Below are 15848 nucleotides of genomic sequence, written 5' to 3' on the forward strand. Positions count from 1 at the left end.
AAATGTCAGGCGCGATCGTTTCCATTTTTGATCCAATCGGGTGGCGCAGCAGTGTCAAAGAGCGGCCGCCTAGATCGCAGATTCGCGCCGTGTAGGACAGCGGTTTACGCCCCCACCGTCTCCAGCAGCCCCTCGAACAGCCGCCGGCCGTCGTCGCCGCCGTGGGCGGCTTCGATGCGGCGTTCGGGGTGGGGCATCATGCCGAGGACGTTGCCGCCCGCGTTGAGGACGCCGGCGATGTCGCGCGCCGAGCCGTTGACCTGCCCGGCATAGCGGAAGGCGACGCGGCCTTCGCCTTCGATGCGGTCGAGCGTGTCCTGGTCGGCGAAGTAATTGCCGTCGTGGTGGGCGACGGGGATGACGATCTCCTCGCCCGCGGCATAGCGGCTGGTGAAGGCGCTCTGCGCATTGTCGACGGTCAGCTTCACCTCGCGGCAGACGAAGTCGAGCCCTTCGTTGCGCATCAGCGCGCCGGGGAGCAGGCCCGCCTCGGTCAGCACCTGAAAGCCGTTGCAGATGCCGAGGACGGGCAGGCCCTTGTCGGCGGCGGCGACCACCGCGCGCATGATCGCCGAGCGCGCCGCGACCGCACCGGAGCGCAGATAATCGCCGTAGGAGAAGCCGCCGGGGAGTGCCACGAGGCCGATGCCGGCGGGCAGTTCGCTCTCGCCGTGCCAGACCATCGCGGGCTTCACGCCCGTCACCGCCTCGAGCGCGACGGCGATGTCGCGGTCGCAGTTGGAGCCCGGAAAGACGATGACGGCGGTTTTCATACGCGCTCGACCCGGAAATTCTCGATGACGGTGTTGGCGAGTAGTTTCTTGCACATATCGTCGATCGCGGCGTCGTCGGTGGCGTCGGCCACGTCCATCTCGATCAGCTTGCCGGCGCGGACATCGTTGACGCCTTCGAACCCGAGGCCGCCGAGCGCCTTGTGGATCGCCTTGCCCTGCGGATCGAGGACGCCGGGTTTCAGCGTGACGAAGATGCGCAGCTTCATGAGGCGAGTGTCCGGTGGTGAGTGGTTGCGCTCGCTATGGCGAGGAGGGCGAGTCGGGGCAAGGGTGCGTCTTGCTTCGTGAGGGGCAACTCGTTTCGTCACCCCGGACTTGTTCCGGGGTCCAACGGGCGGCAGGCGTCGCGGCCAGAGGCTCAAAGGTTCGAGCAAGCGGCTTAGTGGACCCCGGAACAAGTCCGGGGTGACGGCGGGGGTGGGGCGACGGCGTCGCCCCAACGCCTTACTTCCCCAGATTCTTCCGGTGCTGTTCCAGGTCGAGCACGGCGCTGTCGGCGCCTTCGGGCAGCAGGCCGAGACGGCGCGCAACCTCCTGATAGGCCTCGACTTCGCCGCCCAAGTCCCGCCGGAAGCGGTCCTTGTCGAGCTTTTCGCCGGTGGTCATGTCCCACAAGCGGCAGCCGTCCGGGCTGATCTCGTCCGCGAGGATGATGCGGGCGTAGTCGTTATCCCAGATGCGGCCGAACTCGAGCTTGAAGTCGACGAGGCGGATGCCGATGCCGGCGAACAGGCCGCAGAGGAAATCGTTCACGCGAATCGCGAGGTCGGCGATGTCGTGCATCTCCTCCTGGCTGGCCCAGCCGAAGGCGGCGATATGCTCGTCGGTGATCATCGGATCGCCGAGCGCATCGTCCTTGTAATAATATTCGATGATCGTGCGGGGGAGCTGCGTGCCCTCCTCGATGCCGAGCCGCTTCGCGAGGCTGCCGGCGACGACGTTGCGGACGACGACCTCGACAGGCACGATCTCAACCTGGCGAATGAGTTGCTCGCGCATGTTGAGACGGCGGATGAAGTGCGTGGGGATGCCGATATGGCCGAGCAGCGTAAAGACATGCTCCGAAATCCGGTTGTTGAGCACGCCCTTGCCATTGATCGTGCCCTTCTTCTGGGCGTTGAAGGCGGTCGCGTCGTCCTTGAAATACTGGATGAGCGTGCCCGGTTCCGGACCCTCGTAGAGGATCTTGGCCTTGCCTTCGTAGATCTGGCGGCGGCGTGCCATGCTGGCATGTTCCTACAAAATGAGCGGCCCCGGCGTCGCGGGTCGCGCGGGCCGGGGCGTGGAAGGCGTGCCTATAGCGGATGCGGACGGGCGCTGCAACGAAAGCGGCAGCGCCCGTCCGCCTCATCAGACCGCCGGCGGGGTGGGCGGCGCGACATCCGGCAGCGCCCCGGTCTTGCGCGGGATGAGCGGGCGGATCGCGTAGAGCCAGAGCAGCAGGAGCAGCACGAGCAGCAGCACCGGCGCGGCCAGCACGGCGATCAGTTGCAGCACCACCGCAAGCGTGGTCTGCGCGGAATTGATCGCGGTATCGAGCGCATTGGCGAAGGGCGAGCGGCCGTCGAAGCCGCGGATGACCGTGCCGGAATGATAGTCGAACACCATCGGCGTGGTGGCGAGGCTGTCCTTGGCGTCCTCGACATTGGCCTTGGTGGCGGCGGCCTGGCGCTGGAGCTCGGTGAGGCGGGCGGAGAGATCGGCGCGCTCGGCGGATTTGAGGCCGGGTTTGGCGAGTTCGGCCTTGAGGCTGGCGATCTGGTCGGCGAGCGAGGCCCTGGTCTGTTCGCCGCGGGTGATCTGCGCGCCGGCGTCGGTGCCGGTGATCTCGGCGTCGATCAGCATGCCTTCCGCCTTTTCGATGGCGGCGATGCCTTCCTTGCCGAAGTTGCGGGCGATCGTCGGGTCGAGCTTGAAGGCGAGCATCGCCTCGACGCGGTCCTCACCGACGAGGCTGTAGCGCATGCCGGTGATGCGGCAGCGCGCGATGCCGAGCTTCTCGCAGGCTTGCGCATGGGCCTCCTGCGCGGCGGCGATCTTCGCGGGCGGCTGGCGGAAGCTGTAATGGTAGTTGAAGGCGACGCCGGGGGCGGCGGTGACGGAGATGCCGGGGGCTCCGGCGACCATCGCGGAGGGGGAGACCGCATCGGCCGGGGGCGGTGCGCGCGATTCGGCGACGTCGTAGGTGTTGATCTTCTCGGTCTGGCGGCTGTCGTCCGGCTTGGGGCTACAGGCCCCGACGACGAGCAATCCAACGAGCGCGAAACCTGGCGCGATCCTGAAACGCATCTCGACTCTCCCGTTATTATCGGGAGAATGATATCCTATTTCATCGCTCTGTAAATACGATGAATCGTGCTTTTTCGTAGTCGAGATGCGTCTTGGGCCGGATCAACGGCATGTGTTCGACTTGGTCTCGCGGCGCCACGGCGCGTCGAACTGGATCGCGTTGAGGCGCGTGAAGCCGGCCATGATATCGGCGACCAGCTTATGGATCGATCCGCTGAAGCGGCTGTGGTTGGCGGCCCAGGCCGCGCTTTCGAAATCGTCGTGCATCGACGTGCTCCTGATGATCGGCACCAGCGCCGATGGCATGGATATGGCGAAATCCGTTGCGCAGGACCAACAAAGCGTTGGACAGGATCGACAAGCTGGACTTATCAATCGGCCATGCGCCGCATCCCGCCTCTCTCCGCCGTTCGGGTGTTCGAAGCCGCTGCTCGGCATGAGAATTTCACGGTCGCGGCGGGCGAGCTCGGCATGACGCAGGCGGCGGTCAGCTATCAGATCAAGTTGCTCGAGGAGCGGCTCGGCGTGCCGTTGTTCCGGCGCGAGAAGAAGCGCGTGCTGCTGACCGAGGCGGGCAAGCGCGCCGCGCCGCAGATATCGGGCGCGTTCGACACGCTGGAAGCGACCTTCGCAGGGCTGCGCGCGGACGACGGCGCGGTGCTGACGATCTCGACCTCGAACACTTTCGCCAACACCTGGCTGGCGTGGCGGCTGGGGTCTTTCCAGGTCGCGCATCCCGAAATGGCGGTGCGGCTGCTGACCAGCGACAAGCTCGCCGATTTCGTGACCGACGATGTCGACGTCGGCATCCGCATCGGCTCCGGCGGGTGGCCCGATCTCGACGAGATCCGGCTGATCGCGATCGACTATACGCCGATGTGCAGCCCCGGCTTTCTCGAACGCCACGGCCCGCTGACGCCGCGCGACCTGATGCGGCTGCCGCGCATCAGCCCGCAGGAGGATTGCTGGTCGATCTGGCTGCGCGAGGCTGGCGTCGACGTGCCCGAGGAGCGATCGCAGGGTGGCGTGCGGCTCGATTCGCAGGCCAACGAAGGGCACGCGGCGATGGCGGGGCAGGGCGTGGCGATGCTGACGCCCTTCTTCTGGCGCAACGACCTCGCCGACGGGAAGCTGGTGCGGCCGTTCGAGCAGGTATCGATGTGGGGCCCGTCCTACTGGCTGGTCTACCCGAGCGCACGGCGGAGCGTGACCAAGGTGAAGCGCTTCCGCGAATGGTTGCTGGCGGAACTGGCGCGCGACCGGCCTTCGCCGCTGTAGCCCTTAGTCCGCGGGCGGGAACGTCTCCGCTTCGATCAGCGCCGGCGGCACGATGCCCGCCGCGATGATGCGCGACCAGGCCTGTTTCAGCGCGAAGGGGCGGTTCGCGACATCGTCCTCGTGGCCGGCGCGGGCGAGCAGATGGTCGAGCTGGAGCTTGCCGACGATGTAGCTCGGGCCGTAGCCGGGCTGGCGCAGGTAGAGGAGCTGTTCGAAGCCGACCAGCTTGCTCGCCGGATCGGAGAAGTGGCGCGGCGTCCAGCGCGCGTGGAACTGGCCTGCCTGCGCGAGATCGATCTCGTTGGCCTGCACGCGCAGCGACGCGAGCCCGCGCGCGGCGCGGTTGGCGAGCATGATCCACACCAGCTCGCGGCCGTGCGGGATGTCGTCGTAGAGGCCGGCCTGCATCACGATCTCCTCGAAGGCGGTGGCGAAGCCTTCGGAGCGGTCGGCGTAGATGTTGAACAGCGGCGGCGTGTCGCGGATCGCGCTCGGATGCGGCTCGTGCTTCAGCCGTGCGAGCTCGATCCAGTGCGAGGCGTGGCTGAGCAGCGGCAGCGGATCGAGCGCGGTGACGTGCAGGAAGAAGTTGCGATCGGCGGGCGGCGTATAATCCTGCGTCTGTCCGATCATCGCCTCGCGGAAATAGGGCTTGTCGGAGGCGAGGCCGGTGGCGACGACGAAATCGTTGAACTTGGCGGTTTTCGCCAGCGCCATCGCGCGGAACTTCGCCGGGTCGCCGATCTCGGCGATCGGCGGGAGCGCGCGGTTGCGCGTTTCCTCCAGCCGCAGCGAGGCGAGCGAACGGTCGAGCTCGCGCTGGAGCAGCAGCACCTGATCGTCCCAGCTATAGGGGTTGAGCGTGACGTGCTGGAGATACCAGTTGTAATTGTCCTTGCCGACGCCCGAGGGGCCGGTGCGCTTCGGGGCCTCGGCCTTGACCCAGTCGGCGAAGGCGTCGGTCGCGGCCTTCGCGGCGCGGATGGCGGCGTGGAGCTTCGGGCTGGCGCCTTTCATGTCGGCGGTGCGCTTGCCGCCGAGATCGTTCATCACGAGGTGGCCGGCGTCGAGCGCGGCGAGGGCGTCGCTCTGCTCGCGGAAGGCGCGGTCGCCGTAAGCCCAGAGATCGTGCGCCTGGCTGGGGGCGAGGTTGGTCCTGGCCTGTTCGAGCAGGGCGGGGATCGCGCCGATCTGGCTGGCGAGCTTGGCGTCGTCGGCGCGGCTGAGCGGCCATGTGTAGGCGAAGAGGTCGATATTGGGCTGCGCGCTGGGGCCTTCGTGCGCGGGGACGTCGCTCATGTCCTGGAAGATCGTGGCGTAGAAGCTCGGGTCGCGCGCCCAGGGCTTGAGGACGCGCTGGAAGAAGTCGAGGCCGTTCATCTCCGCCGTGACGAGGCGGTGGTCGTTGACGTCGGCTGGGCTCCAGCCCTTGGTGTCGATCGCGGCGAGGCGGGCCTTGTAGGCTGGAAGCGCGGCGGCCTGCTTCGCCATCGCGGCGGCGCTGTAGTCTGGGAGGCCGTCCTTCACCTGCGGCTGCACGAAGCGCCGCCAGTCGGTGAAGAGGGTGACGAGATCGGCGTGGGTGGAGGCGCTGACCGCCACCGCCGGGCGAGCGAGGATCGGAGCGGACGGCGCGGCAAGAGCGAGCGCCGATGCGAGCAGCGCGAATTTGGTCGAACGGATCATGATATGTCCCCTTTAAGCTGCGAGCGTAACAGCTTCTCCCCTCTCTCGTGAAGGGACGGGCGAGTCGGGAGCACGGCTCCACTTCCCCCCGCGCCGAAAGCGCTCTAACTCCCTCGGATGGCCTCGACGACTGACGACCTTCCGCCCGCAGAACCCCCGATCGGCATTCTCGATGCGCCGTTCGACAGTGCGCTGAGCGACCGGTATCTCGTCTACGCCCTTTCCACGATCACGGCGCGGTCGCTGCCCGATGTGCGCGACGGGCTGAAACCCGTGCATCGCCGCCTGCTGTGGGCGATGCGGCTGCTGCGGCTCGATCCGGCGCAGGGTTACAAGAAGAGCGCGCGCGTCGTCGGCGACGTGATCGGCAAATATCATCCGCACGGCGACCAGTCGGTCTATGACGCGATGGTGCGGCTCGCGCAGGATTTCGCCATGCGCTACCCGCTGGTCGACGGGCAGGGCAATTTCGGCAATATCGACGGCGATAACGCCGCCGCCTATCGCTATACCGAGGCGAAGCTGACGCAGGTCGCGATCGACCTGATGGACGGGCTCGACGAGGATGCGGTCGATTACCGCCCGACCTACAACGGCGAGGACCATGAGCCCGAGCTGTTCCCCGGCGCCTTCCCGAACCTGCTGGCGAACGGCGCGGCGGGCATCGCGGTCGGCATGGCGACGAGCATCCCGCCGCACAATGTCGCCGAACTCTACGACGCGGCGATCCTGCTGGTCGATCAGCCCGAGGCGGACGACGCGGCGGTGCATGCACTGGTGACGGGGCCCGATTTCCCGACCGGCGGGCTCGTCGTCGACAATCCTGCGGCGCTGGCCGAGACCTATCGCACCGGGCGCGGCGGCTTCCGCGTGCGGGCGCGGTGGGAGGTGGAACGCGAGAAGGGCGGCGGCTGGCAGGTGATCGTCACGCAGATTCCCTATGGCGTGCAGAAGGGGAAGCTGATCGAGCAGATCGCAGCGATCATCAACGAGAAGAAGTTGCCGATCCTCGCCGATATCCGCGACGAATCGGACAGCGAGATCCGCGTCGTCATCGAGCCGCGCAGCCGCACCGTCGATCCGGTGATGCTGATGGAATCGCTCTTCAAGATGAGCGATCTCGAATCGCGTTTCAGCCTCAATCTCAACGTGTTGGACAAGACGCGCACGCCGCGCGTGATGAGCTTGCGCGAGACGTTGCTGGCCTGGGTCGAACATCAGTTCGTCATCCTGCGCCGCAAGAGCGAGCATCGCCTGAACAAGATCGCCGACCGGATCGAACTGCTCGACGGCTATCTGATCGCATATCCCAATCTCGACCGCGTGATCGAGATCATCCGCACCGAGGATGAGCCCAAGCCGGTGATGATCGCCGAATTCGGGCTGACCGACCGCCAGGCCGAGGCGATCCTCGACATGCGGCTGCGGCGGCTGCGCAAGCTGGAAGAGATGGAGATCCGCCGGGAGCGCGACGGGCTCGACAAGGAGCGTGCCGGGTTGGAGGCGTTGCTCGGCAGCGACGCGCGGCAGCGGACGCGGCTGAAGAAGGTCTTCGGCGATCTGCAGGCGCGTTACGGCCCGGAGACTGCGCTCGGCAAGCGGCGCACCACGATCGAGGAAGCGGCGCCCGCGCGCGACATTCCGCTGGAGGCGATGATCGAGCGCGAGCCCGTCACCGTGATCCTGTCGCAGCGTGGATGGGTGCGCGCGATGAAGGGGCATCTCGACGAGGCCGGGCTGGCCGCCGTCAAGTTCAAGGAAGGCGACGGCCCGCTGTTCAGCCTGACGGCGCAGACCACCGACAAAATCCTGATCGCGGCGGAAAACGGTCGGTTCTTTACGCTTCCGGCGGACAAATTGCCCGGCGGGCGCGGCTTTGGCGAGCCGGTGCGGCTGATGATCGACCTCGACGGATCGGTCGAGATCGTCGCACTGACGCGCGCCAGCATCGCCGCGAAGTTGCTGGTCGCGGCCAGCGACGGGCGCGGCTTCATCGTGCCGACCGCCGACGTGATCGCCGAGACGCGCAAGGGCAAGACGATCGTCAATCCCAAACCCGGTGCGAAGCTGCGCATCATCCATGCGGTCGATCCGGCGGCGGATTTCGTCGCGGTGATCGGTGAGAACCGGCGGATGCTGGTATTCCCGCTTTCCGAACTGCCGGAGATGGGCCGGGGGCAGGGCGTGCAGTTGCAACGCTACCGGGATGGCGGGCTTGCCGACGCGATCACCTTCGTATTCGCCAGCGGCCTGAGCTGGGCGATGGGCGGCGATTCGGGACGGACCCGCACCGAGGCCGATCTTGCGCCGTGGCGCGCGGCGCGCGGCGCGGCGGGGCGGATGCCACCCAACGGCTTCCCCCGCGATAATCGTTTCTAAAGCGGCACAATTTTTCCGCCTACGCAGTGTTCCTGATCTCGCTCAAGGTTCAGCAGGCTTTAACGACTTTGGCTTAGCGCGGATGGGAGATGCCATTCGGTAAGCCTGTCGCGTCATCCGCTTTGAACCCTCTCGGCTTTGTCGAGCGGCTGGTGGGGCGTGCGCAGGCGACGGAGATCGCCGCACGGCTGATCGCGCTGCTGCCCATACCCGCGTTGGTGGTGCGATCGAAGCACGGCAAGATCGTGCTCGATGCGACCAACCCCGCCTTCGATGCGGCGGGTCTCAACGCCGGCCCGGACCGTCAGCCATTGCTCGACCTGATCGACACGCGCATCCACGATTTCGTGATCAGCGAGCGGATGAGCGAGGAATTTCCGCTCCAGCTCGGGCTGTCGGTCGATTGCCGCTATTATCAGGTCACGCTGTCGCGGCTCGCGAAGAACGAGGAGGGGCGTTGCATCGTCACGCTCGTCGACAATACCGCCGAGCTGCGCACCGAAAACAACCTCCGCCGCGAGATGATGACCGACAGCCTGACCGGGCTGCCCAATCGCGCGGGCTTCAGCGACCGGCTGGAGCAGTTGCTCGAATCGGCGCCGGACGGGTTCCGCTATGCGGTGATGATGCTCGATCTCAACCGGTTCAGCCGCGTCAATGCGTGCCTGGGGTCGATGTCGGGCGACGAATTGCTGATGACGGTGGCGCGGCGGTTGAAGGGCGTGCTGCGATCACACGACATTCTCGCGCGGATCGGCGGCGACGAATTCGCGATCTTCCTGACGGTGGAAGACGGCCGCGACGACGTGGCGCACGTCACCAAGCGTATCCAGACCGCGCTGTCGACGCCGTTCCGGCTTTCGGACTACGAGATTCGCGTGGCGTCCTCGATCGGTATCGCCTTTGGTGCAGTCGACGTCGACGATCCCGAGGAGCTGATCCGCCACGCGCAGTTCGCGGTGAAACGCTCCAAGGCGAGCGGCCGGGCCGAGGCGTATCAGCCGCAGGCGTTCGATCTGGCGCGCGAGCAGTTCGGCATGGAGACCGCTTTGCGCCGCGCGATCGATCGCGGCCAGCTTCGCCTGACCTATCAGCCGATCTACGATCTCGCTTCGGGCAAGCTCGTGTCGTTCGAGGCGCTGGCGCGCTGGCGCGACGAGAACGGGACGGAGCATCAGCCGGGTGCGTTCATCCCGGTCGCCGAGGAATCGGGGCTGATCGTGCCGCTCGGCCGCTGGGCGATCGAGGAGGCCGTCCGTACGATGGCGGTGTGGGACGAGCAGTACGGCGGCGAGTGCGGCGTGAAGATCGCGGTCAACCTCTCGGCGATCCAGCTCCAGCGCGACAGCATCGCGCCGCTGCTGCAAGCGGCGCTGACGAAGCACAATCTGCCGGGATCGCGCTTCACGCTGGAGCTTACGGAAAGCGCGCTCGTCACCGACCCGGACCGGATCGCGGGCATCATGCACGCGCTGAAGGGGCTCGGCACGAACATCGCGATGGACGATTTCGGCACCGGCTATTCGAACCTCGCCTATCTCCAGAAGCTGCCGATCGACGTGCTGAAGATCGACCGCAGCTTCGTGACCGGGATGCTGGCCGACCGCGACAAGGTCGCGATCGTGCGCGCGATCCTCAGCCTCGCGCAGGCGCTGGGTATGGAGACGACGGCGGAGGGCATCGAGACCAACGAGTTGGCGCAGACGCTGACGGCGCTGGGTTGCACCTATGGGCAGGGCTTCGCCTATGCCCGGCCGCTGGAGTTCGACGCGGCTTATGCGTTGCTGGAAAACCGCCGCCACTGATCGACCGCCGCGTCGGCGAGTTGAGTGACGCGCGGTTCGGCGGGGAAGCCTTCGGCGACCCAGGCGCTTTCGATCTCGCGCAGCAGCTTCGCCACTTCGGGGCCTTTCTTCACTCCGCGTTCGACCAACGCGCCGCCACCGAGCGGCAGGCGCGGGGCTTGCCAGCCGACGATGGCTTCCGCGTCGGCGACCGGGCGATCCGACAGCAGCAGCCGGTCGATCGCGAGATCGGTGCCGAGCGCGTAGGCCAGTGTTTGCGACGGTTCGGCACTCGCCGGCGTCGCCGCGCTGACGAGACGGCGTCGGTCGTTCTTCGAGAGCTTCAGCCGTGCGCCGACATCGTCCGCGATTGCCGGATCGGGCGGTAGCAAGGCGGCGAGGCGGCGGATCGGGGCGGGGGCGATGCTTGCTTCGGCTTCGCGCTCGGCGAGCGTCGCGATGCGCGCGGCGTCGGCGATCTCGGGGAGGACCGGAAGGAAGATGCCCTGGTCGATCATCAGTGCCAGTGTCGGCACCGCGCCGGGCGCGACCACCAGCTTGAGCAGTTCCGCCGCGATGCGTTCGCGCGACAGTGCCATCAGATCGTTGGCGCGCGCGGCGCAGGCTGCGAGGCCCTCGGCATCCACCACCGCCCCGAAGCGGGCGTGAAAGCGGAAGAAACGGAGGATGCGCAAATAATCCTCGGCGATGCGTTGCAGCGGATCGCCGATGAAGCGCACGCGCCGCGCGGCAAGATCGTCGCGTCCGCCGAAATAATCGAACATCTCGCCCGTCAGCGGATCGGCGTAGAGCGCGTTGATCGTGAAATCGCGCCGCGCCGCATCCTCGCGCCAGTCGCCGGTGAAGGCGACCGTCGCGTGGCGGCCGTCGGTGGCGACATCACGGCGCAAGGTCGTCACCTCGATCGGGCCTTCGGGCAGGACGGCGGTGATCGTACCGTGGGCGAGGCCGGTCGGCACCGCCTTGATGCCCGCCGCGCGCAGGCGTTTCAGCACATCCTCTGGCGCCAGATCGGTCGCGAGATCGATGTCCGCGACGGGGATGCCCAGCACCGTATCGCGCACCGCACCGCCGACGAGGCGGACATGGCCAGCGTCCGCATCCAGCGCAGCGTAGAGCCCGGCCATGCCCACCCGCTCGGGTAGCTTCAGCCGCTCCATCGCAGCCGTCGCGAGAGGTTGACGATCATCGCCGCGGTCGCGCCCCAGATGCGCTGATTGCCCCAGAGGATTTCGTAGAGGTGGCGGTTGTGGCCCTGCCACTCGATCACGCTTTCGAGGTGATTGCCCGAATCGAGCAGGAAGCCGAGCGGCACTTCGAACACATCGGCGACTTCGCCGGCATTGGGCGTGAAGGTGAGATCGGGCGGGACCACGCCGATCACCGGCGTGACGCGGTAGCCCGATATCGTGCGGTATTCGTCCGCCGCGCCGACCACGGTGACGGCGCTGCGAGGGAGAGCGATCTCTTCCTCCGCCTCGCGCAGGGCAGCAGCCACGACATCGGCATCGCCCGGATCCATGCGGCCGCCGGGGAAGGCGACCTGACCGGCATGGTTGCGCATCGTATCGTTGCGGCGCGTCAGGATCACGCCGGGGTCGGCACGGTCGGTGACGGGGACGAGCACGCCCGCCTGCCGGAAATCGCCGTCGAACACGAGGTCACCGTCGATATGGTCGCCGGTCAGCAGGACGGTGTCGGTCGCATGCCCCGTCTCAAGCGCGCGGCGCAACCGCTCGACCAGGCTCATTCAGCGGGCTCCAGCGCGAAGAAGGCCGCGTTGCTCCACACGCCGGCGGGCTCCGCGCCGTCCTCGATCGCGATGTTGGCGATGTCGTAATAGACGCTGCGCGCGACCAGGGCCTCCATCCCGCCGCGCACGAGCAGATAGGGGCGGGGGCCGTCCTCGCCGTTTTCGAAGCGCAGGGGATGTTCGGGGCCGGCGGTGACGAGGTCGCCGGTGTTGAGGCGGAAGGCGAGGCTGCGGGCCTCGCCCACGCCCTCGGACTTCATCTCGACCGCCACGAAGGGGGCATCCTCGACCGCGATGTCGAGCTTCTCGACGGGGGTGACGAGAACATAGCCGCCATCGGGCTCGCGCCGGAGAATCGTCGAGAACAGCCGCACCATCGCTTCGCGCCCGATCGGCGAGCCCTGGTGATACCAGGTGCCGTCGCGCGCGATGCGCATCTCGCTGTCGCCGCAATGCGTGGGATTCCAGCGTTCGATCGGCGGCAGTTTCTGCTCTTCGGCGAGGCGCGCGATTTCGGCGAGCGACAGCGCGGAGAGATCGGGCATCGGGTCCATCGGCATGAGGAGGCGGTAGGACAGGGGCGCGCTGACGTAAAGAGAAGGGGTTCACGCGAAGGCGCGGAGTTTCGTTCGCGCAGGGGGCGCAGAGAACGCAGAGAGAAAACGCGCGGGGAGCGCGCTCATCTCATAACGACGTTGGAAAGGTCTCCAGGTCGCGCGGCTGGGCGCGACACCCCGAGGCAATCACTTCAAGCGGTCGCGACGACGCGCGGTTCCAGCATCCCCGCGTCGGCCGGGGCGGGGCCGCGTGCGAGCAGGCGGCGGCGCTCGACCGGGCCGGGCACGCGCCACGCGCCTGTCGCCGAATCGTCGAAGCCGAAGAAACGGCCGTAATATTCCGGGTCGCCGATCAGCATCAGCGGGTCCGCGCCGGTCTCGTCGGCGACGCGAATCGCGTGCGCGGTCAGCGCCTGGCCGATGCCGCCGCGCTGGCGCGACGGCTCGACCGCGACCGGACCGACCATCACCAGCGGCGCGCTGCCGCCCGCATCGCGCGCGAGGCGGACCGGCCAGCACTGGATCGTGCCGATCAGCGCGCCGTCCTCGACGCTCGCGAAGCTGAGCGCCGGGATGGCCTGCGTGCCCTGCCGGATCCTGCAGGCGGTGCGCGTGTGCCGGTCGGGCCCGAAGGCGCGGTCGAGCAGCTGCTCGACGGCGTCGGCGGAGACTGCGGCAATGGGCACGATCTCGATCACGGGCGTTGGTCCTCGCGCCGGCGACGACCGCCGGGCCGCGCGATTTAGCGCCACGCCGCTTGAACGCAAGCCGAATGCGCGCGGGCGGTGCTTCCCCTGGACGCGGCTTCTGCTATGGGCCGCCCGCATATGTGAACCCGTAAGGACGCTTTGTTGGACGACCGCCTGAGCCTTGAAGTACACGATCTCGAAGTCCAGGTGCTGACCGGCATCTATTCCGAGGAAACCCATCTGCCGCAGCCGCTGCGGATTTCGCTGACGGTCGATCTGGATTGCCCCGATCATTTCGCGCCCGACGCGCCGCTGCGCGCGTCGAAGAATTATCTCGACCTGAAGCATGCCGCGACGAGCGCGCTGCCGCCCGGCCAGCACTTCACGCTGATCGAGGCGGTGGCGGATCATATCGCCGAGACTTTGTTCCTGCAGGACAAGCGGGTGCAGCGCGTGCAGGTGAAGATCATCAAGCTTGCCATCGCCGAAGGCGGCGAATCGATCGGCATGACGCTGGTTCGCAACCGCCGGTGAGGGAGGCCCTCGACCGGGCATTGGCGGGCGTCGCGACGATCGCGGGGCCGGACGATGCGGTCGAGGCCGTGATCGCGCGGTTGCGGAACGCCCCCGATCCCGCCGTTCTGGTGATCCTGCCCGAAGTTTCGCCGTTGGCGCGCGCGATGCTGCGCGCGGCGATCGCTCCGCTCGCCGCCGAGCGCGCGCCTGCTACCCGGATTGGGGCGGTCGAGATCGCGGGCGGCAGCGATCCGAGCGACGTGATCGCCGCGGTGCAATTCCTCGCAAATGCAGCATCGACGACGGGACAAGTCCTCGCCGTCGCACCGCCCGCGCCGTCACCTTATGCAGGCGGTCGTCCGCAAGACCCCAGCGATTCGAGCACGAAGCGATAATCCGCCCGCGCCAGTTCGGCCTCCTCGGGGGTGATCCCCGCCGTGCTCGTCTCCGGCAGGGCGGCAGGCAGCCCGCAGGCAAGGCGATACCACAGTAACGTATCGTGCGCGGGCGGCGCGGCGGCGTCGTCCACCACATCGCCGACCGCGGGGGACCAGCGCGGCGGCTGGCCCTGTTTGCGCGTGATGTTGAGCGAGATGCGGCTATCGCCCTCGGTGGTTAGGAAGATCTGGGTCTCTCCCTCGCCGGGCAGCGCGCCGGGCGTGTGGAAGGCGGTGGCGACGCCGGTAATGGCCGGTGCCGCGCCGGGCGCGACCAGTTCGGTCGCGATCCGCCGCGTCAGGGCGTCGGCCTCCGGGTTCCAGTAACGCTGGGCGTCCGTGCGCACGAGCTGGATCTGCCCCGGCGTTCGCGTCGTCCGCGCAAAGAGGAGCACGCGCAGCCGCTTGAGCTTCGGCAGGCGGCCGGCGCGATCGAGCGGGATATCGACGACGTATCCGACCAGCGGCGGCAGCGGATCGGGGCTGCGAATCAGCGCCGAAACCTCGGCCTCGACATACAATCGGGCGTAGCCCGGCTGAACGCCGCCTGAGCGCGGCGGCTCGCCCGGACCGGATTCGGGCGGCTTTACCTTCGCAGTGGAGCGAATCGTCGCATCGATCAGCACCGGCGCAGCCACCACGAGGTCCGCAAATTCGGAATAAGTAGGAGCAGGCGGGGCTGCTTCGACAGGTGCCGGAAGCTGCTGCGCCGCAGCGCAAAACGGCGCGTAAAGTGCTGCAACTGCGTAAAGAAATGTCAATTTCGGGGTGTTTCGCATTCGCCCTGCCTACGCGATCACATGGATTCGATACAGAAATAATTCTGCCATGCGGCCGCGATAGGAAGGGTTTCGGGGACAAAGCGTTTGCGTCACCGTTTTTGCCGCGATAGGGTTCATGCGCCTGTTTAGGATACACTAGCCCACGACAGGACGGTCACGAGCGGCTTTGCGGTTCGGCCACACCCACCGTGCCGGGATATAGGAGTTTCGTTTCTGAATGGCTTACGCTGATCGCGATACAACCGGCAGCCGCGTCGTCACGATAGTCATCGTGTCGATCATGGTAGCGGCATTCGGTTACGCATTCGTAACCGGCCTCGCCTACAAATACGTCAAGAAGGCGGCTGAGAAGCTCAACACGTTCGACGTGGCGGAGCCACCACCCCCGCCGCCGGACAAACCGCCACCCCCGCCGCCAGACCAGCCGCAGGTGCAGCCGCCGCCCGTGGTGTCGCCGCCGCCGATCGTGCAGGTCCAGTCGCCGCCGCCTATGATCCAGACGGTGCAGACGCCTCCGCCGGCCGCGCCGATGATCCCGATCGCGGCCCCGCCGCCGCCGCCGGCTCCGCCGCGCGTGTCCAAGGCAGCCGGCCTCAAGGGTAATCCGGCGCAGTTCTTCGGTCCTGATGCTTACCCGGCGTCCGCTCTGCGTGCGGAAGCACAAGGCCGCGTCGTCGCAAAGCTGACGGTCGGCACGGATGGGCGTGTCGTCGATTGCGTGGTCACCTCGTCGAGCGGCAACGCCGATCTCGATTCGACCACCTGCAGCATCGCGAAGCGCCGCGTGAAGTTCTCGCCCGCTCAGGACGATAACGGCTCGCCGATTTCGACCACCTACACGCTGCCAGTCCGCTGGGTTCTGCCTGAATGATTGTCCGCCCTG

General features: G+C 67.3%; 17 protein-coding genes. 6 read left to right on the plus strand and 11 right to left on the minus strand.

The features are described 5' to 3' along the window. Positions 1-104: 104 nt before the first annotated feature. The 5 genes from purQ to Q5H94_RS11340 all read right to left on the minus strand — a co-directional run bounded on the left by purQ (position 105) and on the right by Q5H94_RS11340 (position 3350). Entirely contained in the window at positions 105-773 is a 669-nt protein-coding gene (gene purQ, locus Q5H94_RS11320) for a phosphoribosylformylglycinamidine synthase subunit PurQ (RefSeq protein WP_304561380.1), read from the minus strand. Beyond that, positions 770-1000, minus strand: coding sequence for a phosphoribosylformylglycinamidine synthase subunit PurS (gene purS / locus Q5H94_RS11325; RefSeq protein ID WP_304561381.1), 231 nt, complete (start codon positions 998-1000; stop codon positions 770-772). Before purS ends, purQ begins: the two co-directional genes overlap by 4 nt. 238 nt (positions 1001-1238) lie before the next feature. Beyond that, positions 1239-2018: a phosphoribosylaminoimidazolesuccinocarboxamide synthase gene (gene purC, locus Q5H94_RS11330; protein ID WP_304561382.1), complete on the minus strand. Its 780-nt coding sequence runs from the start codon at positions 2016-2018 to the stop codon at positions 1239-1241. Positions 2019-2144: 126 nt separating this feature from the next. Beyond that, positions 2145-3083 carry a hypothetical protein gene (locus Q5H94_RS11335; RefSeq protein ID WP_304561383.1) on the minus strand — a complete coding sequence of 313 codons (939 nt, stop codon included), beginning with the start codon at positions 3081-3083 and terminating at the stop codon, positions 2145-2147. 102 nt (positions 3084-3185) lie between these two features. Further along, complete coding sequence (locus Q5H94_RS11340) at positions 3186-3350, minus strand: hypothetical protein (RefSeq protein WP_304561384.1); 165 nt, start codon at positions 3348-3350, stop codon at positions 3186-3188. A 114-nt stretch (positions 3351-3464) separates the two neighbouring features. Here Q5H94_RS11340 and gcvA point away from each other — a divergent pair, with 114 nt between their 5' ends. Further along, positions 3465-4361, plus strand: coding sequence for a transcriptional regulator GcvA (gcvA, locus tag Q5H94_RS11345; protein WP_304561385.1), 897 nt, complete (start codon positions 3465-3467; stop codon positions 4359-4361). Positions 4362-4364: 3 nt separating this feature from the next. Here gcvA and Q5H94_RS11350 read toward each other — a convergent pair whose 3' ends face one another. Further along, positions 4365-6047 (minus strand): DUF885 family protein, encoded by a 1683-nt coding sequence (locus Q5H94_RS11350; RefSeq protein ID WP_304561386.1) that lies wholly within the window; start codon positions 6045-6047, stop codon positions 4365-4367. Positions 6048-6164: 117 nt separating this feature from the next. Here Q5H94_RS11350 and parC point away from each other — a divergent pair, with 117 nt between their 5' ends. After that, the gene (gene parC / locus Q5H94_RS11355; RefSeq protein ID WP_304561387.1) at positions 6165-8426 is read left to right on the plus strand and encodes a DNA topoisomerase IV subunit A; all 2262 of its coding nucleotides are present in this window, start codon (positions 6165-6167) and stop codon (positions 8424-8426) included. A 152-nt stretch (positions 8427-8578) separates the two neighbouring features. Continuing rightward, positions 8579-10231, plus strand: coding sequence for a putative bifunctional diguanylate cyclase/phosphodiesterase (locus Q5H94_RS11360; protein ID WP_304561388.1), 1653 nt, complete (start codon positions 8579-8581; stop codon positions 10229-10231). Here the strand turns inward: Q5H94_RS11360 and Q5H94_RS11365 are convergent. The 4 genes from Q5H94_RS11365 to Q5H94_RS11380 form a co-directional block, all read right to left on the minus strand. Further along, positions 10201-11391 carry a CCA tRNA nucleotidyltransferase gene (locus tag Q5H94_RS11365; RefSeq protein ID WP_304561389.1) on the minus strand — a complete coding sequence of 397 codons (1191 nt, stop codon included), beginning with the start codon at positions 11389-11391 and terminating at the stop codon, positions 10201-10203. The genes Q5H94_RS11360 and Q5H94_RS11365 overlap by 31 nt on opposite strands. Then, positions 11379-11981: a CoA pyrophosphatase gene (locus tag Q5H94_RS11370; protein WP_304561390.1), complete on the minus strand. Its 603-nt coding sequence runs from the start codon at positions 11979-11981 to the stop codon at positions 11379-11381. Before Q5H94_RS11370 ends, Q5H94_RS11365 begins: the two co-directional genes overlap by 13 nt. Then, positions 11978-12544: a DUF1285 domain-containing protein gene (locus Q5H94_RS11375; RefSeq protein WP_304561391.1), complete on the minus strand. Its 567-nt coding sequence runs from the start codon at positions 12542-12544 to the stop codon at positions 11978-11980. The genes Q5H94_RS11370 and Q5H94_RS11375 overlap by 4 nt, the downstream gene beginning before the upstream one ends. Before the next feature lie 188 nt (positions 12545-12732). Further along, a complete protein-coding gene (locus tag Q5H94_RS11380; RefSeq protein WP_304561392.1) occupies positions 12733-13239 on the minus strand; it encodes a GNAT family N-acetyltransferase in 507 nt (168 codons plus the stop codon). Between the two features lie 153 nt (positions 13240-13392). Here Q5H94_RS11380 and Q5H94_RS11385 point away from each other — a divergent pair, with 153 nt between their 5' ends. Together Q5H94_RS11385 and Q5H94_RS11390 are read left to right on the plus strand one after the other, a co-directional pair. Beyond that, on the plus strand, positions 13393-13764 hold the full coding sequence (locus Q5H94_RS11385; RefSeq protein WP_304561393.1) for a dihydroneopterin aldolase: 372 nt from the start codon (positions 13393-13395) through the stop codon (positions 13762-13764). Beyond that, positions 13761-14141, plus strand: a complete 381-nt coding sequence (locus tag Q5H94_RS11390; protein ID WP_304561394.1) for a Rossmann fold domain-containing protein — start codon at positions 13761-13763, stop codon at positions 14139-14141. The genes Q5H94_RS11385 and Q5H94_RS11390 overlap by 4 nt, the downstream gene beginning before the upstream one ends. Here Q5H94_RS11390 and Q5H94_RS11395 read toward each other — a convergent pair. Then, positions 14090-14821 (minus strand): hypothetical protein, encoded by a 732-nt coding sequence (locus tag Q5H94_RS11395; protein WP_304561395.1) that lies wholly within the window; start codon positions 14819-14821, stop codon positions 14090-14092. The two genes, Q5H94_RS11390 and Q5H94_RS11395, sit on opposite strands and share 52 nt — an antisense overlap. Before the next feature lie 361 nt (positions 14822-15182). Between Q5H94_RS11395 and Q5H94_RS11400 the strand changes: the two genes are divergently transcribed. Next, the gene (locus Q5H94_RS11400; RefSeq protein ID WP_304561396.1) at positions 15183-15836 is read left to right on the plus strand and encodes an energy transducer TonB; all 654 of its coding nucleotides are present in this window, start codon (positions 15183-15185) and stop codon (positions 15834-15836) included. Positions 15837-15848 lie beyond the last annotated feature (12 nt).

It is taken from the genome of Sphingomonas immobilis, from assembly GCF_030580995.1.
Taxonomy (GTDB): Bacteria; Pseudomonadota; Alphaproteobacteria; order Sphingomonadales; family Sphingomonadaceae; genus Sphingomonas; species Sphingomonas immobilis.

Coding starts and splice junctions, on each gene's coding strand:
- purQ (WP_304561380.1), bottom strand. CDS start 773: ATGAAAACCGCCGTCATCGTCTTTCCGGGCTCCAACTGCGACCGCGAC.
- purS (WP_304561381.1), bottom strand. CDS start 1,000: ATGAAGCTGCGCATCTTCGTCACGCTGAAACCCGGCGTCCTCGATCCG.
- purC (WP_304561382.1), bottom strand. CDS start 2,018: ATGGCACGCCGCCGCCAGATCTACGAAGGCAAGGCCAAGATCCTCTAC.
- Q5H94_RS11335 (WP_304561383.1), bottom strand. CDS start 3,083: ATGCGTTTCAGGATCGCGCCAGGTTTCGCGCTCGTTGGATTGCTCGTC.
- Q5H94_RS11340 (WP_304561384.1), bottom strand. CDS start 3,350: ATGCACGACGATTTCGAAAGCGCGGCCTGGGCCGCCAACCACAGCCGC.
- gcvA (WP_304561385.1), top strand. CDS start 3,465: ATGCGCCGCATCCCGCCTCTCTCCGCCGTTCGGGTGTTCGAAGCCGCT.
- Q5H94_RS11350 (WP_304561386.1), bottom strand. CDS start 6,047: ATGATCCGTTCGACCAAATTCGCGCTGCTCGCATCGGCGCTCGCTCTT.
- parC (WP_304561387.1), top strand. CDS start 6,165: ATGGCCTCGACGACTGACGACCTTCCGCCCGCAGAACCCCCGATCGGC.
- Q5H94_RS11365 (WP_304561389.1), bottom strand. CDS start 11,391: ATGGAGCGGCTGAAGCTACCCGAGCGGGTGGGCATGGCCGGGCTCTAC.
- Q5H94_RS11370 (WP_304561390.1), bottom strand. CDS start 11,981: ATGAGCCTGGTCGAGCGGTTGCGCCGCGCGCTTGAGACGGGGCATGCG.
- Q5H94_RS11375 (WP_304561391.1), bottom strand. CDS start 12,544: ATGCCGATGGACCCGATGCCCGATCTCTCCGCGCTGTCGCTCGCCGAA.
- Q5H94_RS11400 (WP_304561396.1), top strand. CDS start 15,183: ATGGCTTACGCTGATCGCGATACAACCGGCAGCCGCGTCGTCACGATA.